13 protein-coding genes are annotated in these 18,192 nt (G+C 43.5%); all 13 read right to left on the minus strand.

The window, feature by feature from the left end; translation table 11 throughout:
• Positions 1-120: 120 nt before the first annotated feature.
• Positions 121-2,307 carry a hypothetical protein gene (locus SNE26_RS09485; protein WP_321559118.1) on the minus strand — a complete coding sequence of 729 codons (2,187 nt, stop codon included), beginning with the start codon at positions 2,305-2,307 and terminating at the stop codon, positions 121-123.
• A 46-nt stretch (positions 2,308-2,353) separates the two neighbouring features.
• Positions 2,354-3,307, minus strand: a complete 954-nt coding sequence (locus SNE26_RS09490; protein ID WP_321559119.1) for an alpha/beta hydrolase — start codon at positions 3,305-3,307, stop codon at positions 2,354-2,356.
• Between the two features lie 75 nt (positions 3,308-3,382).
• Positions 3,383-3,754, minus strand: coding sequence for a hypothetical protein (locus SNE26_RS09495; RefSeq protein WP_321559120.1), 372 nt, complete (start codon positions 3,752-3,754; stop codon positions 3,383-3,385).
• 108 nt (positions 3,755-3,862) lie between these two features.
• Positions 3,863-4,672, minus strand: a complete 810-nt coding sequence (locus SNE26_RS09500) for an SDR family NAD(P)-dependent oxidoreductase (RefSeq protein WP_321559121.1) — start codon at positions 4,670-4,672, stop codon at positions 3,863-3,865.
• Positions 4,673-4,702: 30 nt separating this feature from the next.
• Positions 4,703-6,856: a family 20 glycosylhydrolase gene (locus SNE26_RS09505; RefSeq protein WP_321559122.1), complete on the minus strand. Its 2,154-nt coding sequence runs from the start codon at positions 6,854-6,856 to the stop codon at positions 4,703-4,705.
• Entirely contained in the window at positions 6,853-7,458 is a 606-nt protein-coding gene (locus tag SNE26_RS09510; protein ID WP_321559123.1) for a TetR/AcrR family transcriptional regulator, read from the minus strand. Before SNE26_RS09510 ends, SNE26_RS09505 begins: the two co-directional genes overlap by 4 nt.
• A 344-nt stretch (positions 7,459-7,802) precedes the next feature.
• The gene (locus tag SNE26_RS09515; protein ID WP_321559124.1) at positions 7,803-8,555 is read right to left on the minus strand and encodes an SDR family oxidoreductase; all 753 of its coding nucleotides are present in this window, start codon (positions 8,553-8,555) and stop codon (positions 7,803-7,805) included.
• Between the two features lie 17 nt (positions 8,556-8,572).
• The gene (locus SNE26_RS09520; RefSeq protein ID WP_321559125.1) at positions 8,573-9,325 is read right to left on the minus strand and encodes an SDR family NAD(P)-dependent oxidoreductase; all 753 of its coding nucleotides are present in this window, start codon (positions 9,323-9,325) and stop codon (positions 8,573-8,575) included.
• Between the two features lie 118 nt (positions 9,326-9,443).
• A complete protein-coding gene (locus SNE26_RS09525) occupies positions 9,444-10,292 on the minus strand; it encodes a fumarylacetoacetate hydrolase family protein (RefSeq protein ID WP_321559126.1) in 849 nt (282 codons plus the stop codon).
• A 5-nt stretch (positions 10,293-10,297) separates the two neighbouring features.
• Positions 10,298-11,197 (minus strand): SMP-30/gluconolactonase/LRE family protein, encoded by a 900-nt coding sequence (locus SNE26_RS09530; protein WP_321559127.1) that lies wholly within the window; start codon positions 11,195-11,197, stop codon positions 10,298-10,300.
• A gap of 60 nt (positions 11,198-11,257) precedes the next feature.
• On the minus strand, positions 11,258-12,973 hold the full coding sequence (locus SNE26_RS09535) for an IlvD/Edd family dehydratase (protein ID WP_321559128.1): 1,716 nt from the start codon (positions 12,971-12,973) through the stop codon (positions 11,258-11,260).
• A gap of 84 nt (positions 12,974-13,057) precedes the next feature.
• The gene (locus SNE26_RS09540) at positions 13,058-14,614 is read right to left on the minus strand and encodes a RagB/SusD family nutrient uptake outer membrane protein (protein ID WP_321559129.1); all 1,557 of its coding nucleotides are present in this window, start codon (positions 14,612-14,614) and stop codon (positions 13,058-13,060) included.
• Between the two features lie 27 nt (positions 14,615-14,641).
• On the minus strand, positions 14,642-17,857 hold the full coding sequence (locus tag SNE26_RS09545) for a TonB-dependent receptor (protein ID WP_321559130.1): 3,216 nt from the start codon (positions 17,855-17,857) through the stop codon (positions 14,642-14,644).
• Between the last annotated feature and the right edge of the window lie 335 nt (positions 17,858-18,192).

The following is an 18,192-nucleotide window of genomic DNA, read 5'->3' on the forward strand; positions in this document are numbered from 1 at the left end:
GCAAACTGTCATCCCTCTAAAAACGTCGAGAGCAATAAACCGTGAGTTTGTCTGTGTCGTCATATTTGATTCAGTACAGGCTGATTGTTATCGGATAATTATCACATGTAAGGTGTTTTGCTATTTAACTATTACCCTTACCTTGCCCAGGTTTTGAATACGCGCAAATGGCGTATTTATATCGCCCTGTCGTTGTGACGCAACCCTTAACGTTGGGAAATAGGTGCCCGGTTTAGAAAACTTATAGGTTGTGGTCAGCTTAACGCGCGAACCATTTTTACCGATCGCCTTCCATTTTGCAGCAACCGGGAACAGCCCGGAGGTAACAAAATTCCATCCATGAAACTCACTGATCCTTTGTTCAAAACCCTTCGGCAAACCTTCAAAATTCCAAACCGCCGTAACCACTTTCCCTGCATGTTCCGGAACATCGATAACTGCGGTAAAAGTTACCGTTTGGCCAACTCTGACTTCACTCCGCGTGCCGCCGTTTGCCTTTACGAAAACTACCGGCTGAATACCTTTTCTCTCATTTGCCGCTGGAGGCAGCACAACCTGCCCATCAACAATCTTATAGTTAGTACTGGGCGCAGGTGCAATACTTTTTTCTACCCAGGCGCTCAGATCAAGAAGCGCCTGTTGTAAAACGCCGAGGTAGCTAACCGTTTCAGTAGGATCATCCTCTATTGCAACGTCCCCATGTAAAGCCCGGTCGGTGAACCATACCCGAAAATGATTATCGAGGCTATCCCCGAGGTTTGCCTTTACCTTTGTGCGGTACCAGTCAGCCTGCCATGGAAAAGCCTCACGATCCCAGGCGGATTCCAGTAAGATCATTTTGCCTTTGAACTTACCTGTTGGTAGCAGGCCGGCGGTTGCCCTGGTGAATAATGGTCCGAGCAAAAATGGACGCTGCGGGTATTTAGGAGTTCCATCAGCATTGCGGAAGTGGTCCCATACGTAATATTCTTTCCCAGGCACCTGATGTCGATGATAGGTTTGTATGGCAAGAAAATTTGAATTATCAACCTGCACGGAGTCACCTGGTTTTATCTTCGTTAGTATGCTTTCGTCTACCGGGCCGAGAACCACTTTGTCGTTTTCAATTTTCGTTATCAGCAAAACTTTTCCGGCAGCGGCACCACTTTTGATGATCAAATCGCCACCCAGGAAATAAACATCGTTAAGCATATCCTGCAATTGAAATGCGACGGGCATACCACCCGGCACCCCGCCAATGGTTTTTGAGGCATTTCCGGCTGTACCGCGGTCTGCCGTAGATATTGGTTTTTTAAGCCCCAGGCTAACCGCCTGCTCCATATTAATAGGAGCCTTGATAACATTTGGTTGCTGAATCCTGTCCTTTATTACTGATGCAGGAGAATCGTGGCCAAGGTAACCGGGAAGGTTCCAAAAATCATGGTCAAAATAAGCCTTGTCAATACCCACGATCGCCTGGTAAAGAACCGGAAACCCCTGTATATCCATAGTTTTATAACCAAACCAACTCCTCAATGGAAATCCCATCCTGGTAACTTCGGTAAGGGCTGCTGTTTCTTCATCGTTTAAACCCGCAAACACGTTACCACTTCCGCCCGGTTCTAAAGCATCTACAATCTGGGCAAACTTATTTCTTAAAACACGCATCGCAAACATACGTACGGTGAATACGTTCGGGATGGCTTCATCAGACCCCATCACGTAAGGAACAATCCCTTCCCAAACACCATCGGTGCTTTCGAAACCGCCTACTGTACGATATGCACCGCCGCTTCCGCCAAAAGCGTAACCATATGGGCGTTTACCATCATAGATCTTCTCAGCCACACTGCGCGAAAACTGGGCCGTTGCTGCATTTACACGGTAAGCTGCCAATGATGGATCTGATTGGTTTGGATTGGTGAAGCTGAAATTTCCACCTTCGTTTGTCTCTACGAAATAAGCACCGTGACTAACGCAAAACCCTATTTTGTCTTCCTCGCCGGTTCTTCCCTGCGAACCATTTTCACTATCCGGAAATGGTGTGATATATTGGAAAAAGTGTCCCTGATACTGTTCCTTTGACGGAAAATAAAAAGAAAAGCGTGCGCTGGTTCCTTTGAATCCGCCGTGCACGTAACGATGCCTAACCGGAACGTTCCGCCACTCGTCAATATCGATATACGGCTTTTTAAATAGCGTGTCTTTTACTACAAATTTATTGGCTAATTCTTCGCTGTATTTTACCAGATTGCTTTGAGCCTGCAGGCTTATTGACAAGCCGAAAATTAGGCAAGCCAAAATTAAATTGAATCGATGAATTGACATGGGGTTAAATTTTTCTGTTACAAATTTTTGTGTGGATAGCATTCGTTTACTTTATTTCGACATCGGTCTTGTCCCAACCTTGTATATAGAGTGGTACTACTTTCATCATATCTTGCATGGAGTCAGGCTTAAAATCTGCCCAAACGGTATGTACAATAGACTGATAGCCTTTCATTACAAACTTGTCAATAAAGGTGTCGATCTCGCCAAAATTGTATTGCAGGGGTTTTAACGCGACAATATGGTCTGCACCCTGCTCTTCATACAGCCAATGCGGATAATTTAATTTAACCAACTGGTTATGAATATAATTTGAACCGGCATAGAGGTTTCCTTCAAAAGAGGCTGAATTAAATGTCACAAGCTGATCTTTAGAGCCATGCATCAGGAGCATCGGGCAGGGCTGTCTTTTCCATGTAAGTGTATCCTGGTGAATTATAACATTACCAGCCTGCGATATTACGCCGGCATAGTTAAATCCTTTCGGAAGGCGGGCTGAAAATTCGCCATTCGAGCAGATATCGTATTCCGCGGTTAAACAGGCTATCGCTCCCGCACTGCCACCAGAAATAATTATTTTGCTTGTGTCGATGTTCCACTCATTCGCCTTTGAAAGTATAAATGCCGTAGCATCAATAAGGTCACCATATCCTAAAGAAACAGCCTTCATTATGGTTTCCTGATCCGGCTGCTTATTGTTCGCAAGTCCCAAACGGTAGTCGATTGAAATTGCAACAAATCCCTGGGCCGTGAAATGTTTAAGGTATTTTATTTGGAGGGCATTAATCCTGCTCCCTGTAGCAAACCCGCCGCCATGTACATACACCAATACCGGGCGTTTACCTTGATAAGGAACACTGTTGTCCACATATTTATCCAAACGTAAATGAATGGTATCTTTTACAGAATATGCTATGGTTTGCTTTTTAATCGAAGACTGGGCTAATACACTCGTAATAGCCATCAGGCAGACGATAATGATTAATAAAACTCTTTTCATGTCAATACTTTTAATAATGCTTTGAGACTTTCTTGCTTTTAAATTTTTGTAGTTGCAGATTTATTCATTCGACCCCTAATTCTCTTTTTTGCGAATGCCCTTTGCTTCAAACATCCCCATCAGGGCACCCTTTACATGATCTTCGTCAACTGGCTCCAGCGTTAGGCTTACATCATACCCCTGTGATATGAAGGCGATGGCTACGGTTTTATCTTTTTCGTCCATCCGTGTGATCTTCGCGGTTTCTTTGCCTGTCGAATCCTGAACAGTTCCACTTAATTTGCCGTCTTTCCGATCGATAACTAATATCATTTTTGCATCACCGTTAGGAGTACCCAATACTATGACGTTCCATTTGCCGGGGTAGTAGTCTTTTGTTTGAGCCCTTACGCACATTGCAGCGCCCATGCAAAAAAAGGCCAGGAGAATTATCTTAAATTTTTTCACGTTGTTTTAAATTTTTAATTATTTACTATCAATTATTTACTTATTTTATGTCAACCTCTTAACTCCGATCATGCCCGGGGTATAGGTTATCTTCCTGAACTATCGATGTTAATTTTGCGGCAACTTGCTTTGTAATTTCTTGTAAAGCATGTTCGTTGCCAACGCTGGGCTCAGCCGATACAAAAAGTCCATCAATTTCGAATCAGTGCCTATAAATATTCTTGGTTTGCCGGCAGCTACCCCATTTAATATTTGCGCTGCTGCATCCTTTGGCGACAATATCTTCCCGGCTTGTTTTGCCTTTTCTTCTCCTTTGCCGGTTGCCAAACCCGAATTAGTCATGATGTCCGTTTTCATAGCGCCTGGAAAAACAACAGAAGCCTGTACTGTACTTTTTTTCAATTCAGCTTGTAGTCCTTCCGTCATTAATTTGACAGCCGCCTTGGATGCGCAGTAGATAGATTGACCTGGAACCGGCAGGAAACCACCCATACTTGCGATATTGACTATAACTGCCTCAGGCCGGGTAAGCAGATGCGGCAACAAGACCTTAGTCAGATTAAGTGTTCCAAAAAAATTGACATTAAAGATTTTTTCTATTATGCCCTCATCCAAATCCTTTAGCGGAATAAATGGCTGGATAATTCCCGCATTGTTAAAAAGACCGTCAATCCGCTCATGCCCGGCAATCACCTGATGGATTAGTGATATCACGGCTTCCCTATCCGTAATATCGACCTGGTGGATGAATAAAAATTTCGATAACTGACCTGCGCATTTTTTAGTTTCTTCAAGCCCGGCAGCATTCCTGTCTAATGCGATAACTGTACTGCCTTTTGAAAGTAAATTTAATACCAGTTCCCTTCCAAGACCGCCACCGCCGCCTGTCACTACAAATGTTTTATTTTCAAAATTCATTGACATTTCAACTATGTGTTTGATCTTTTTTTAATACCCGCCGAATGAAACCTCACTGCTGGTCCCTAATGTTGCACTTACTAAAACTGTTATTTCCGGCAAAACCGCAATCTGGGTTTCGGCACGCGGCCGGCTATAGGATTCGAGGGCGTTAAATTGCTTTCCAGCCCAGTCCTTATCAGCAGCGGTATTCTCAGCAAGCCGGTCTAATGCCTGAAGGCCAATAGCAGCAGCTAAAGACAAATTTTTTGACTGGTCCTTTACATCCGCCAATCGCTTATTTCCCAGGAACAGCTGTTGTAATTGACTGTCATTGATTTGCCAGGCAGCAAGGTAATTGCGTATCTCTCCCTCTGCTTTTTTGTCGTGATTTTTGAGAAATGCTTTAACTGATTCCCGAAATTTGCGTTTGGTATCGGAGTCCACAAACAAGATATCCGACACAGAAGTGAATGGCGTGGTTTGATAGGCTGCAGCGGGTCCTTTTGAAAATCCGGCGATCATTTTCTGGTATCCACGAACAGGGCTAAGCACATCAGTTAATGTTTTTACCTGTGCGATATCTTCCGTGCCGGCAAGGCGGCGAAGAGCACGTTCATAGTTACTTATTTGCAATAGGCCTTGCAGATCAAGCTGAAGATTTAAAGTGGATAAGCGCCTGTACATATCATCAACATCCTTAACAGAAGCTGGCGACCATAAGCGTTCTGCTATTGCTCCCGCACGCGGCCAAATCCTTGCATCAATATTTGCATTATCAGCTAATTCGGTCCATTGTGCCGCCTCTCCACCGAGAACGCCAGTTAAATCCACATTTTCAAATTCAGGATTGTTATAATGATAGACAGCAGGCATGAAGGTATCGAGGTAGAAGCCTTCAGAGATCAAAGATTTATTACCATGTGCGGCAAAGTCCGCAGGGCTGCCGTGCGATTTGATAATACCACCCATTGTGGCAGGTATCCATTTCTGCACAATCACATCTTTGGGTATGTTTTCATTGAAGAGTTCCTCCCATCCTATAGTTTCCCGATGATGCTTTGTAAGGATTTTATGAACGCGGTTTACGAAGTAACGCTGCAATTCTTCGGTACTTTGCATATTATGAGCTACCATCCATTTTACGATTGCCGGATTAAGCTTCCAGGCTAATCCATTATTTTCATCGGCTCCGATATGAACATAAGGTGATGGAAAAACTGTCGTCATTTCACCCAAAAAATTGTCGAGAAATTTATACACCTTTTCATTGGTCGCATCAAATGTTGACGCTTCCAGGTTAACCACCATATCTGCCATTCCACCTGTGTGTGGCCGGTTCGGATCGGGATGTTCATTTTGCCATTGAGGCCGTGGACCAGGCCGGTAAGGGCCGGGCTGACTGGCCAACTCCGGATATCCCGCGAACCAGCTTTGAGAATGTCCGGGCATATCGAACTCCGGAATAATGATAATACCACGGTCGGCAGCATAGGCAACTATCTCCTTAAGCTGTGTCTGTGTATAGAAATCTCCATTCGAGCCTTTTTCCTGGAGCATTGGAAACAATTTTGATTCTACGCGAAAGCCTTCATCATCCGAAAGATGCCAGTGCAAAACATTCATTTTGACTGCTGCCATAGCATCGATGTTCCTTTTGATCCCATCAGCAGAAACGAAATGCCTGGCGACATCTATCATTAGCCCACGCCACTGAAAACGAGGAGCATCACTAATTGATACACATGGAAAATAGTATCCTTCCCGGTCCCTCATACACAATTGGATCATCGTTTGAAGTCCCCGCAATGCGCCAATCGTATTATTAGCGTCAAGTTTGATATGAGAAGGTTCGATGAGTAACTTATAACTTTCATCGGCCCCGATAAACATTTTTGCTTTATTTAAAACTGTAACCTTAACAGCATACTGGCTGATTGTGTCATTTGGCAAAATATATTGCTGAGGGAAAACCAATCCGGTTTCACGGTTTAGCGCCTGGTATGCACGGTTCACCACCCGGTAAAGTAAAGAGTCGCCGGCTGTAGCTTTAACCGCTATGGTAAATTTGCCTGCAATACGAAATTTTCCTTCAGTTTGCCGAAGGTTCATGGGATAGGGCATTACATTCAGCTTTTCGCCTGTGCCCTGCGCTATTGATTTCAATGAAACACAAGCGAGAATTATGATCAATAACCGTTTCATAATGATTTTGGCGTTAAGTCTAATTCAAGATGTTTTAATCCCTTTTCGGTGCACATCCCGCGGATATGGATCATTACCATTTGCTTGAACATGAGGTGCGGATCATGGTTAGCTCCGGATTCCTCCTTATTTCGGGTGATGTATGTATATAGGATATTGATGGCCCGCAAGGACGTATCAGGGTCCAGGCCGTTTAGAAAATATCCTTCCCTTATGCCCTCAACAACCACCGGGACAAGCAACAGGCCTGATTCTTTTGCGATATGTTTTATTGCATTATTCTGTACTTCGGGGTAATAGTAATTGAGATCGTGATAAAATTTACTGCTTACGCCAAAATCCCTTTCCAGCGCAATTGTGAATATCGATTTGATTTTGCTCACAGGATCGGCATTTGTACTGAGAACCTCACGGAAATCCTGAAAAAGCTTACGATATAAAAGGTCAACGCATTCCTGTAATAATTGCTCTTTGTTCTCAAAATATTTATACAACGTTTTCGAAGATATTTTTAGTGACGCGATCAACTTCGGAACGGTTATGTCACGGATGCCCTTTTTCAGGAATTGTTTCAAAGCTGTTTTTACTATCTTCTCTTTCATATTCTGGAAATTTTCCTGTGTATATTATTCAAACATATTGGAAAAAAATTAAATATAAAAATTTTCCAAGGAAAATTTTATTAACGTTATTTTTTCCTTTAGAATAATTCTATATCAGTTTGTTACATTGTTTTAAAAAATAATTATCAGTCAAAAAAAATGCTTTTAAAAAACAACTTTAGGTAAGCGGTTCCATGTCATTATGGAAAACTTTTCCAGGCTTATTTTTTTCCGTAAAGCGAAAGTATCTTATCATAACAGGCACACGAACTAACATCAGTGATGACAAAGCGGAAGTAAACCATGAAAATAGGTATATGCATTTTCTCATGGGTATTTACCTTTTAAAAGGTGATTGTAAGGCCGCCATCAACAACAACAACTGAACCCGTCATATAAGAAGCATCTGGCCCTGATAGGAACCAGGCAACCCCTGCAACTTCCTCCGGTCTGCCTACCCTTTTGAGTGGCAGGTGATCATATTTGATGTAATTATCTTTGAACCATTCCGTTTCAACCTCATTTTTACCATCTTTTTTAACAGACATCGGGGTGTTTACAAATCCGGGGGCTATGGTATTTGCCAATATATTTCGCGGAGCCAGTTCCATTGCCAATGAACGGGTAAACTGGGTGATGGCTGCTTTTGCCATCCCATATGCAGAGCTCCCAAAAGCAACCCTTTCAAAATGAATGGAGGTAACGTGAATGATCCTCCCCCCGTCATTAATCAAGGGAATCAATAAGCGGCAGGATTTTACCGAACCATAAAGCATGACTTGCAGAGATTCGTCCCAGGCAGAAAAATCAGAATCTATAGCCGGATAACTTTGAGAAATACCCACAGTGTTCACTAAGGTATCAAAGGTCAGAAACTCTGCTTTAACGAGTTGCTGCAACCTGATCAGGTCCTTTTCGTCCCGTACATCTACCTTACAAGCTATATGACCTTTACCCTCCAGCCCGTTTACAGTTTCGACACACTCCTGTAAATCATGAGAAGCTACAAGAACACGCCAGCCTTCCCGGGCAAAGCGTTGTGAAGTGGCCTTTCCTATACCCGAAGATCCACCCAGTACAATAATTTTTTTGACCATAGCAAAAGACAGTTTTTTTAATATGTAGCCCTGCCACCTGAGATATCAAACACAAAACCCGTATTAAAGCTCGCTTCATTGGATACGATCCAGGCAGAAATGGATGCGACTTCTTCAACCGTACCGAGGCGGTTCATCGGTATTTTAGAAGTCATATAAGCCAATTGTTCGGGTGCCGTATGTTCGTTCATTGCAGTTTTAATTACAGCTGGTGCCAGGCCGTTCACCGTGATCCCGGTTTGAGCATATTCTTTTCCTACGCCCTTTACAAGGCCAATGACACCAGCTTTCATAGACGAATATCCGGTCATAAACGGATTGCCTTCTTTACCTGCAATTGAAGCCAGTAATAATATACGACCGTAATTATTCTGTTCCATCACCTTCAAGGTATACTTAGTCATAAGAAATGCTCCTCTGAGGTTTATCGCATAGATCCGGTCATATTCCTCAACCGGATAATCGGTGATCCTGGTACTGGTGGGGCCAACAATACCAGCAGAATTTATCATAATATCGATCTTGCCAAAAGTAGCCTTAACAAGTTCAATGGCGTGTTCAACAGCTGGTTCCAATGATATATCAACCTGGTAGCCCTCTGCAATGTAGCCTTTGTCTTTAAGCAGCATCAATGCTTTTTTTAATAGTGTACCATTGATATCAAACAAGGCAAGGCTCCCTCCTTCCGATCCTATGCGTTCGGCAATTGCAAAACCCAATCCCTCAGCCCCACCGGAAATTACAGCAACCTGATTTTCAAATCTTTTCATTTGTATTTATTTAAACCTAAGAATTTTTCACAGTCAAACTGTATAAGTTCAATATCTCCGGGATTTTCCCAGTTAACAATCTATCCGTTTTCAACTTCCCGCACGATAAAGCAGGAAATCAGGCATTTACACAATGTTGTTTCTGGGTACCCAGGCCTTCAATGAAAAGCTCCGCAACATCTCCGGCCAGTAAAAATTGTTGGGGCTTCATTCCGAGACCTACTCCCGGCGGAGTCCCGGTATTGATGAGGTCTCCGGCTTCCAGCGTCATAAACTGTGATAAATAGTGTACCAAATAATAACAGTCAAAAATCATTGTATTCGTATTACCCCGTTGCTTTTCCATGCCGTTTACCTTAAGGGACATTGCTATATTATGGACATTCTCCACTTCGTCCCTGGTAACCAGAAAAGGCCCTAAAGGATTGAAGTTATCACAGGACTTTCCTTTAGTCCATTGTCCTCCCCTTTCCAACTGAAACTCCCGCTCTGACACATCGTGCGAAATGCAAAAACCTGCAACATATGCTTCGGCATCAGCTACCGAAGAAAGATAGCGCGCATCCTTCCCGATTACGATTCCAAGTTCTACTTCCCAGTCTGTTTTCCGGCTATTTTTGGGAATAATGATATCGTCATATGGCCCGACTACAGTGTTCGATCCTTTTTGAAATAATATGGGCTCATCCGGAATAGCCATCCCGCTCTCCCTGGCATGGTCTGAATAATTCAGTCCGATACAAAGTACCTTGCCAGGCCGTGCTACAGGGGCACCCCAGCGGACGTCTTCCGCTATCTCAAGCAGATCGGTACGACCAGATAAGATTTCCCGGAGGTGCACAAGCCCGTCTTTATTGAAAAACGCACTGTCCCAATCATTAAAAAATAATGACAGGTCCAATCGCTTTCCGTTAACAAATACTCCTGGCTTTTCAGATCCTTTATTTCCGTAACGTATTAATTTCATACAATCTAAATATTGTTTTTATAATGAAAAGCTGCGGTTTCCATTCCCCGGAATCCACAATTCCTGACAACAAATAATGAACCGGCCAACGGCTGTTCAATGAGTTGCTTTTCTGACAGGCCAACCCTTGCAGATGTGATATATAAATCATTCAAGTGCGTTCCGCCAAAAGTGCAAGATGTAACATGGGCCACCGGCAATTGAACTGTCAGCAATTTTGCTCCTGTATCCGGGTCCCAGCGGGCAACCTGCGAGCCGCCCCAATGTGCAATCCAAAGCATACCGTCCATATCTATCGTCATACCATCCGGAAAGCCTTCTTTCTCCGGAATTTGTATCGCAACCCTTTTGTTGGCGATATTTCCTGTTTGAATATCGTAGTCGTATGCCACCACCTCAAAAGTCGGGGTATCAATGTAATACATTATCTTATTATCCGGGCTCCAGGCCAGGCCATTAGAGATGCTAACACCTTTGATCTTGACAGTGGCTGACAGGTCATTCTCAATCATGTAAAGACTGCCGGCCCCGGTTTCCTCAGAAAGTGCCATTGTACCAGCCCAAAACCGTCCGACTGCATCACATTTTCCATCGTTAAACCGGTTTCCCGGCAAATGGGCCTCAGGATGATCGATGAGCTTAATTTTCCCGTTTTGCCTATCGATAAAAGCGAACCCGGATTTAAGAGCAGCAAGAAAGCGGCCGTCAGTACAGAGGGCGATAGCACCGATCTTATCTTTAATAGCCATTGTCCGAAAGCCATTATCAGTTAACGAAAATTCATGAATCTCGCCGTTCGGTATGTCTACCCAGCACACCGTGTTCATTTGCGCATCCCAAACGGGGCCTTCACCAAGCAGGCATCGATGCGGGACGACAACCTCATATGCTAAATCTCCGGTCATTATTATTACAGCTATTGGATATATTTAGTTAGTTAAAATTATATTGTGATATAGGGAACATCAATGTGAATCTTTAGCTACTTTACTACCCGAACTACCGCGCAAAAAATCCAAATCTGCCCCTAAATGGGCCCCCTGCACGTGCTGTTGATATAACCTGACGTAGCCGCGTGCTTCAATTTTAATTTCGGTCTTCCGGTTTTTTTTCCTTTCTGCAATCTCATCGTTTGAAAGGTGCAGATGCAATGAGCGTTCATAAACGTCAAGCGTGATCAAATCTCCATTTTGAACTACCCCCAAAGTACCGCCGTCCGCAGTTTCCGGGGAAACATGCAACACAACTGTACCAAATCCGGTACCGCTCATTCTGCCGTCAGAAATCCGAACCATGTCAGTGACACCTTTGGCCAGTAGCTTTGCCGGAAGCCCCATATTACCCACTTCAGGCATTCCGGGATAACCTCTGGGCCCAACATTCTTCAATACCAGCACACTATTTTCGTCCACATCAAGATCGGGGGCGTCTATCCTTTTTTTATAATCATCAATATTTTCGAACACCACTGCTTTACCTGTATGCTTCATCAACGGCGCAGAAGCAGCAGAGGGCTTAATTATTGCCCCACTTTCACATAAGTTACCCTTTAAAACAATAAATCCAGACGAGCGATTAAACGGGTTAGCCATCGTGGTGATAATGTTTTCATCGTAACATTCCGCATGCTTCACGTTTTCAGCGACAGACTTTCCGTTTACGGCAATACAATTCTGGTTTAAGTAAGGTAATAATTCTTTTATAACGACGGGCAACCCGCCGGAATAATAAAGGTCCTCCATGAAGTAATCCCCCGAGGGTTGCAGGTTCGCAATGAGTGGGATATTGGCAGAGAATGTATCGAAATCATCTATAGACAGATCAATCCCCATACGCCCTGCGATGGCTAAAAGGTGAATAACAAAATTTGTGGATCCCCCTATGCCCGCATTGACCATAATTGCGTTCTCAAAGGCAGCTCTTGTCAGAATATCAGAAAGCTTTATATCTTCTTTCACCATCCGGACTATTTCGTGTCCCGACATTTGTGCCAGAACCTTCCTTGCCGCATCGGGCGCAGGTATAGCCGCATTCCCCGGAAGAGATAAACCAAGTGATTCTACCATACATGCCATCGTCGAAGCAGTACCCATTACTGCACAGTGACCGTCACTTCTGCACATACCTGCTTCCGCCACGCTCAATTCCATATCGTCCATCTGGCCTGCCCGGTTAGCTTCAGAAAAACGCCAGAGATCAGAAGTGCTTATACTTTTCCCTTTGTGCTTTCCTGTTAGCATAGGCCCGCCAGAAACAACAATCGTGGGCAGGTTCACACTACAGGCCCCCATGACGAGGGAAGGAGTAGTCTTGTCGCAGCCGCAAAGTAACACTACCCCATCTAATGGATTGGCCCGAATAGCCTCTTCCACATCCATGCTTGCAAGATTGCGAAAAAGCATGGCCGTCGGTTTCATTAAAGTTTCGCCCAGGGAAAGAACGGGGAATTCAACCGGCAGTCCCCCTGCCTCATATACACCCCTCTTCACGTGTTCTGCCAATTCCCGAAAATGCGAATTGCACGGTGTAAGTTCAGACCATGTATTGCAAATGCCAATAACAGGGCGCCCGTCAAATGCATGTTCCGGAATGCCACTTTTCTTCATCCATGCGCGATAAATAAATCCGTCCTTTCCTGTGCGGCCAAACCATCCACTACTTCGAAAATTTTGTTCTTTCATATTTTATTAGTACGTCATTGTATTAATGAACTCTATCAGCTAACAGAGGCAGCGACTGCCCCTGCGGCGGCAAGGGGCAGTCCGTTAATAGCCGGGGTTTTGTGTTATTTGATTATTAGATAAAGAAACTTCTAATTGCGGGATTGGCAATAAAACGTACTTATCATTAAACGCTGCGATGCCCTTGGCCGCCGCCATTCTCTGCGATAGACGCCCGGTTCGGGAAAGATATTCGCGGCGAAGTCCTTCCATGGCAAGTTCTACTCTTTGCTCATGCCAAATTGCAGTTCTTAGTGCTGACTGGTCAGTAGTAGTTATGTCAGGAAGCAAAGGACCCGTATAACTTAAATCATATACGGTCGAGATACGCTGGGGGTCTTTTGCAGGTGTCGTCCGGGCCCTCTGCCGCACCTTGTTTATCCAGGTAAGCGCTTCTGAAGATTTGCCATTTTCATTCAATGCTTCAGCATACAAAAGCAATATCTCCGCATACCGAATAATATGATTGCTTTTAGCTTCATCGAGAGACCCGATATAAGCTACTTTCTCACTTGGAGGGATAAAGAACTTCCTGTTTGCTTTTCCAGCGGCAGTTCCCGAATTAGCTACAACGTAAGGGGATGCACCATTGGGGACGCTGTCTCCGCTGAACAGGATCGTATAAATAGCCCGTGGATCTCCCCGCTCAAATTCGTTTTGGAGGTCCTGGCTGGGTTCGTCCTGTCCAAATCCTGCAATTGGGGCGTCCGATGGTTGCAGAAACGCATAATTGAACGAACCTTCACCAGGAAATGTGCCTGTATTAGCCTTGTGCTTAATATCGAAAACAGATTCCGCGTTGTCATTGTCACCGGTCTTCCTGAAGATGGCACCGTAATCCGGCAATAAAGAATATGAACCCTGATCAATAACCTTTTTTAAGGTGGCTTCCGCATCTGCAAATTTTTTCTGGAACATATACGCCTTTCCTAATAGCGCAAACGCTGCACCAGATGCCGCTCTTCCGTCATTGGCACTTCCCCATTGCGCTTTTGTCGGCAGAGCGGAAGCGTCTGTTAAATCCTTTTCGATCTGTGCCCATACCCCAGCTTTGGGCGTTCTTGCCAGGTTTACTTTGGCAGGATCTAAATATGTTAAGGGCATCGGGACATCACCAAAATATTTCACCAATTCGTAATAACCATAAGCCCGGAGAAACCTGGCCTGGTTGGCAATTTTTTTAATTTCGTCGGCATCACCTGATACTATCGATTGTTTGTCCAAAACAAGGTTGCAAATGGCAATCATATTGTACAGGTTTGTCCAATATATTGAGATGATGTAATTACCGGATGTTTGTTGATTTAAAGAAAGTTCGGAAATACCTGCAATCGGGAAGGTTGATCCGCCGGCACCTTTCAGCGCATCATCCGAGCCTACATCGCCAAAAACCCATCTGCCTGATTCATAAGGAGGAAAAACCGGCTGCTGCAAATAATTATAAGCTGCAGTTAATGTCTTGTTCAGATCATCCGATGTCCTGAAATAGCTTGCGTCAGTTTGCACGCCATATGGCGGTTGATTAAGTAAATCCTTTTTACAGGAAATAGTGGATAGTACAAGTGCCGCCAGGAACACTTTTGTAAGTAAATTCTTTTTCATATCGCTACTGAATATTTTTTGTAAACACTAAAAAGTCACATTTAAGCCCAGGATGTATCTCTTCATTTTCGGATAACTTGATAATTCCCAGCCTGCCTGAATTGGGCTTGCTGCTAAACCAGCCTCAGGATCAATCCCTGTATACTTTGTAATGGTAAAAAGATCTGTACCACCCAAATAAATCCGGCTGCTGCTGATACCCGCTCTTTTTAGCCAGCCAGAAGGAATATTGTAGCCAATTTGAATGCTTTTCAATCGCAGATAGGAACCATCTTCAACGTACCAGTTTGAAACCCTGAAATTTTGGTTCTGGTCAACGGTTGATATAATTGGCTGGGAGTTTGACGTGCCTTCTCCCCTCCACGCTGCTTCATAGTTTGCTAAATCACCGGTATAGGCCCCGTTCAGTGTACCTCTGTAGTATTTATTAAGGTTAAAAAGTTTATTGCCATAAGAACCCTGGAAGAGTGCAGCCAAGTCGAAATTTTTATAAGCAAGGTTCAGGTTAAAGCCATAAAGAAACTTTGGCAGAGGGTTTCCGATATAGGTTTGATCGTTTGCATCGATTACGCCATCACCATTCAAATCCTTAAACCGGAAATCGCCCGGCAAAGCGTTTGGCTGAATCTTCGTACCATTTTTACTATAAGCACTCACTTCCGCCGTATTCTGAAAAATACCATCGGTTACGTAACCGTAAAACTCGCCTACAGATCTTCCGACGGCCGTACGGTTAATTGTCAGGGTGCTTATATAATCACTGGAAACAATAGGATTGTTGCCGGTGCCCAGGCTTTGTACCTTATTGATAAATCTGGATACGTTTGCTGAAATTCCATATGAAAACTTGCCAACCGCCCCCTGGTAAGCAGCTGCTATTTCAAACCCCTTGTTTTGTATCTCCCCGGCGTTGGTATAAGGAGTTCCCGGGAATCCCGCATACGAAGGTAACTGGACCTGTAATAACATGTTTTTCGTATGCTTTATGAAATAATCCGCAGAAACCGTTAATTTATTATTCAATAATCCGAGATCCAATCCGATATTGGTTTGTTCAGATGTTTCCCAGGTAATGCTTGGGTTACCCAGGGAGCTTAAATAATATCCGTTGGTAACAGCATCGCCAAAAACATAACGATAACCATTAGCACCCTCAATTAATGATAAATATGGATTATTAGTTCCGCCAGGCATGCTTTGGTTTCCTATCTGTCCCCAGCCGGCCCTTAATTTTAGCATATTAATGAATGACAGGGTATTTAGGTTTTGAAAGAATTTTTCACTGCTTATTTTCCATCCTGCCGACACAGAGGGAAATGTTCCCCATTGTTTATCAGAAGCAAATTTCGAGGATCCATCCCGCCGCACGGTGGCCGTCAACAGGTACTTGTCGGCATAGGCATAGTTAACCCTTGCAAAATATGATCTGAGTGCATAATTGGTCTTATTTCCAGTTAATGAAATATCCCCCGTTGCTGCGTTCAGTACTTGTAACGAGGGGTCATTGTTAGCAGTACCCTGCCGGCTCACGTTTACAAAATTGCCTTTATACAATTCTTCTGTATAGCCCAGAAGACCGGTAATAGAATGTTCGCCAAATTTGTTGTTATAAGTCAAAGTATTTTCCCATACCTGGCCAAAAAAATTGGCATTTTCCTCCGTTACAGTGCTTAAATCGTTTTTTTCGAGCGCATCAATATAGTATTGAGGAGTATAAGCAGACCTCCTGTTGTTGTTGTAATCATACCCCATACTTGATCTTAATTTCAATCCCTTTAAAACTTCTAACTCACCATAAACATTGCCGACAAGCTGTACCAGAAAGGTCCGGTCATTCATCCTGGAAATTATGCCCGCCGGATTGAAATTGCCGGTAACAGCCGAGTAGGCGTATTTGTTATAGCGATAATTAAGATCGTTTGGGTCAGCATTGGGCTTAAGAATCGGTGATAAAGGGTCGTCATTCAAAATTTCATTCACAATGCCTCCCGGCGCATTTTCGCCGTACCTGCCCGATGTAATGGAGTGGGTGATATTTAAATTTTCCCCTATTACCAGGCGATTGTTAATTGTATAGTCGGTATTCAGGCGAACCGTGTATCTCTTATAGCCACTATTTTCAATTATCCCTTTTTGATCGAAGTATCCGGCACTGGCAGAATAGCGGACATTATCGGTTCCCCCGCGTATGGCAACACCATAATTCTGAACGACGGCCGTTTTTAGTAGTTCCTTTGCCCAATTGGTATTGTAGCCTTTGTCGTACTGCTCTTTAACAGTTTTAACATAGGTAAAAAAAGGGTCGCTTGTGGTAAATGGATCAATATTGGGATTGGGATTAGCGATAGAACGCAGGTAACCATTTAAATATGCAGTCTTTTTATAATCAAGATACTGATCACGGTTTAAGGTCACCGGAAGATTACTTACATTGCTTATAGCAGTATTTGCGTTTAATGAAATTGCAGGCTTACCGCTTGCTCCTTTTAGGGTAGTAATTAACACCACTCCGTTAGCGCCTCTTGAACCATATATCGCCGTGGCGGATGCATCCTTCAACACCTCAATCCTTGAAATGTCTGAAGGGTTCAGGAAATTGATACTGTTTACAAACATACCGTCCACCACGTATAGTGGATCATTATTATTGACAGTGCCTATACCCCTGATTCGGATAGTGCCCTCACTGCCGGGAGCCCCGGAATTAGTAGTTACCAGGACGCCGGATGCCCTTCCCTGGATTGCTTCTGTTGCGTTAATCGGTGCAGCCTTTTGAAGGTCCTTTGCACTTACGGAGGATATTGCTCCAGTTAAGTCAGACTTCCGCTGGGTGCCATAACCAACCACAACGACTTCTGCCATGTTTCCGCTCACCGGAGAAAGTGAAATATTTAAGTTATTTTGCCCGCCAATAGTTACCTCTTTTTTTTCATATCCTACAAAGGATATGACCAATACGGAGGAAGAGGAAGGTGCATTAATTGTAAAATTTCCTTGTTGATCTGTTTGTGCTCCGGTCCTGGTCCCCTTGATCTGAACACTTGCATTGGGCAAGGGGCTTCCTTTTTCATCTGCTATTCTCCCGCGAATGCTAACCTGTGCAAGTGCAGAAAAACTTAATAACAAAAAGAACATAATTTGAATAAGCGTCTTCTTTGCAAACGCCCGGCATAGCCGATAATTTATTGGTTCTTGTTCCAACTTATCGGGCAATTTTGTTGTTTGGATGAGGTTTCTATACATAAATAGTTTATAATTAAGGTGGTGAAATCTCTTTTTGAAGAGGTGAAAATTTATTTATTCAGATAATACGGCACAGGTTTATGATTGGAGTTTTGTTGTATTTATCCTTTTATAAAGCTGTAACACGAATTTTTTGATGTCCAAATGGTTTAAAATTCAGACACTCTTTATGTTTTGGTAACCCTCCCCCGCTCTGTTCTTAATCGCTACTTTTCGAAATGAAATCCTTATCAGTATGAAGTTGGGTTACTCGCTTAATTGGTTGTGTATTACAAAATTGTGATCAAAACAGGCTTAAAAAAAACACTCCGCTTGCCATTTCCGATACACTATTT

Origin of the sequence: Mucilaginibacter sp. cycad4, assembly GCF_034263275.1 — a bacterium.
In the GTDB taxonomy this organism is placed as follows: Bacteria; Bacteroidota; Bacteroidia; order Sphingobacteriales; family Sphingobacteriaceae; genus Mucilaginibacter.

What these genes read in the sequence shown, in the direction of transcription:
- SNE26_RS09490 (WP_321559119.1), bottom strand. Translation starts at nt 3,307, where the DNA reads ATGAAAAGAGTTTTATTAATCATTATCGTCTGCCTGATGGCTATTACG.
- SNE26_RS09520 (WP_321559125.1), bottom strand. Translation starts at nt 9,325, where the DNA reads ATGAAAAGATTTGAAAATCAGGTTGCTGTAATTTCCGGTGGGGCTGAG.
- SNE26_RS09530 (WP_321559127.1), bottom strand. Translation starts at nt 11,197, where the DNA reads ATGACCGGAGATTTAGCATATGAGGTTGTCGTCCCGCATCGATGCCTG.
- SNE26_RS09515 (WP_321559124.1), bottom strand. Translation starts at nt 8,555, where the DNA reads ATGGTCAAAAAAATTATTGTACTGGGTGGATCTTCGGGTATAGGAAAG.
- SNE26_RS09540 (WP_321559129.1), bottom strand. Translation starts at nt 14,614, where the DNA reads ATGAAAAAGAATTTACTTACAAAAGTGTTCCTGGCGGCACTTGTACTA.
- SNE26_RS09510 (WP_321559123.1), bottom strand. Translation starts at nt 7,458, where the DNA reads ATGAAAGAGAAGATAGTAAAAACAGCTTTGAAACAATTCCTGAAAAAG.
- SNE26_RS09505 (WP_321559122.1), bottom strand. Translation starts at nt 6,856, where the DNA reads ATGAAACGGTTATTGATCATAATTCTCGCTTGTGTTTCATTGAAATCA.
- SNE26_RS09500 (WP_321559121.1), bottom strand. Translation starts at nt 4,672, where the DNA reads ATGAATTTTGAAAATAAAACATTTGTAGTGACAGGCGGCGGTGGCGGT.
- SNE26_RS09485 (WP_321559118.1), bottom strand. Translation starts at nt 2,307, where the DNA reads ATGTCAATTCATCGATTCAATTTAATTTTGGCTTGCCTAATTTTCGGC.
- SNE26_RS09525 (WP_321559126.1), bottom strand. Translation starts at nt 10,292, where the DNA reads ATGAAATTAATACGTTACGGAAATAAAGGATCTGAAAAGCCAGGAGTA.
- SNE26_RS09535 (WP_321559128.1), bottom strand. Translation starts at nt 12,973, where the DNA reads ATGAAAGAACAAAATTTTCGAAGTAGTGGATGGTTTGGCCGCACAGGA.
- SNE26_RS09545 (WP_321559130.1), bottom strand. Translation starts at nt 17,857, where the DNA reads ATGTATAGAAACCTCATCCAAACAACAAAATTGCCCGATAAGTTGGAA.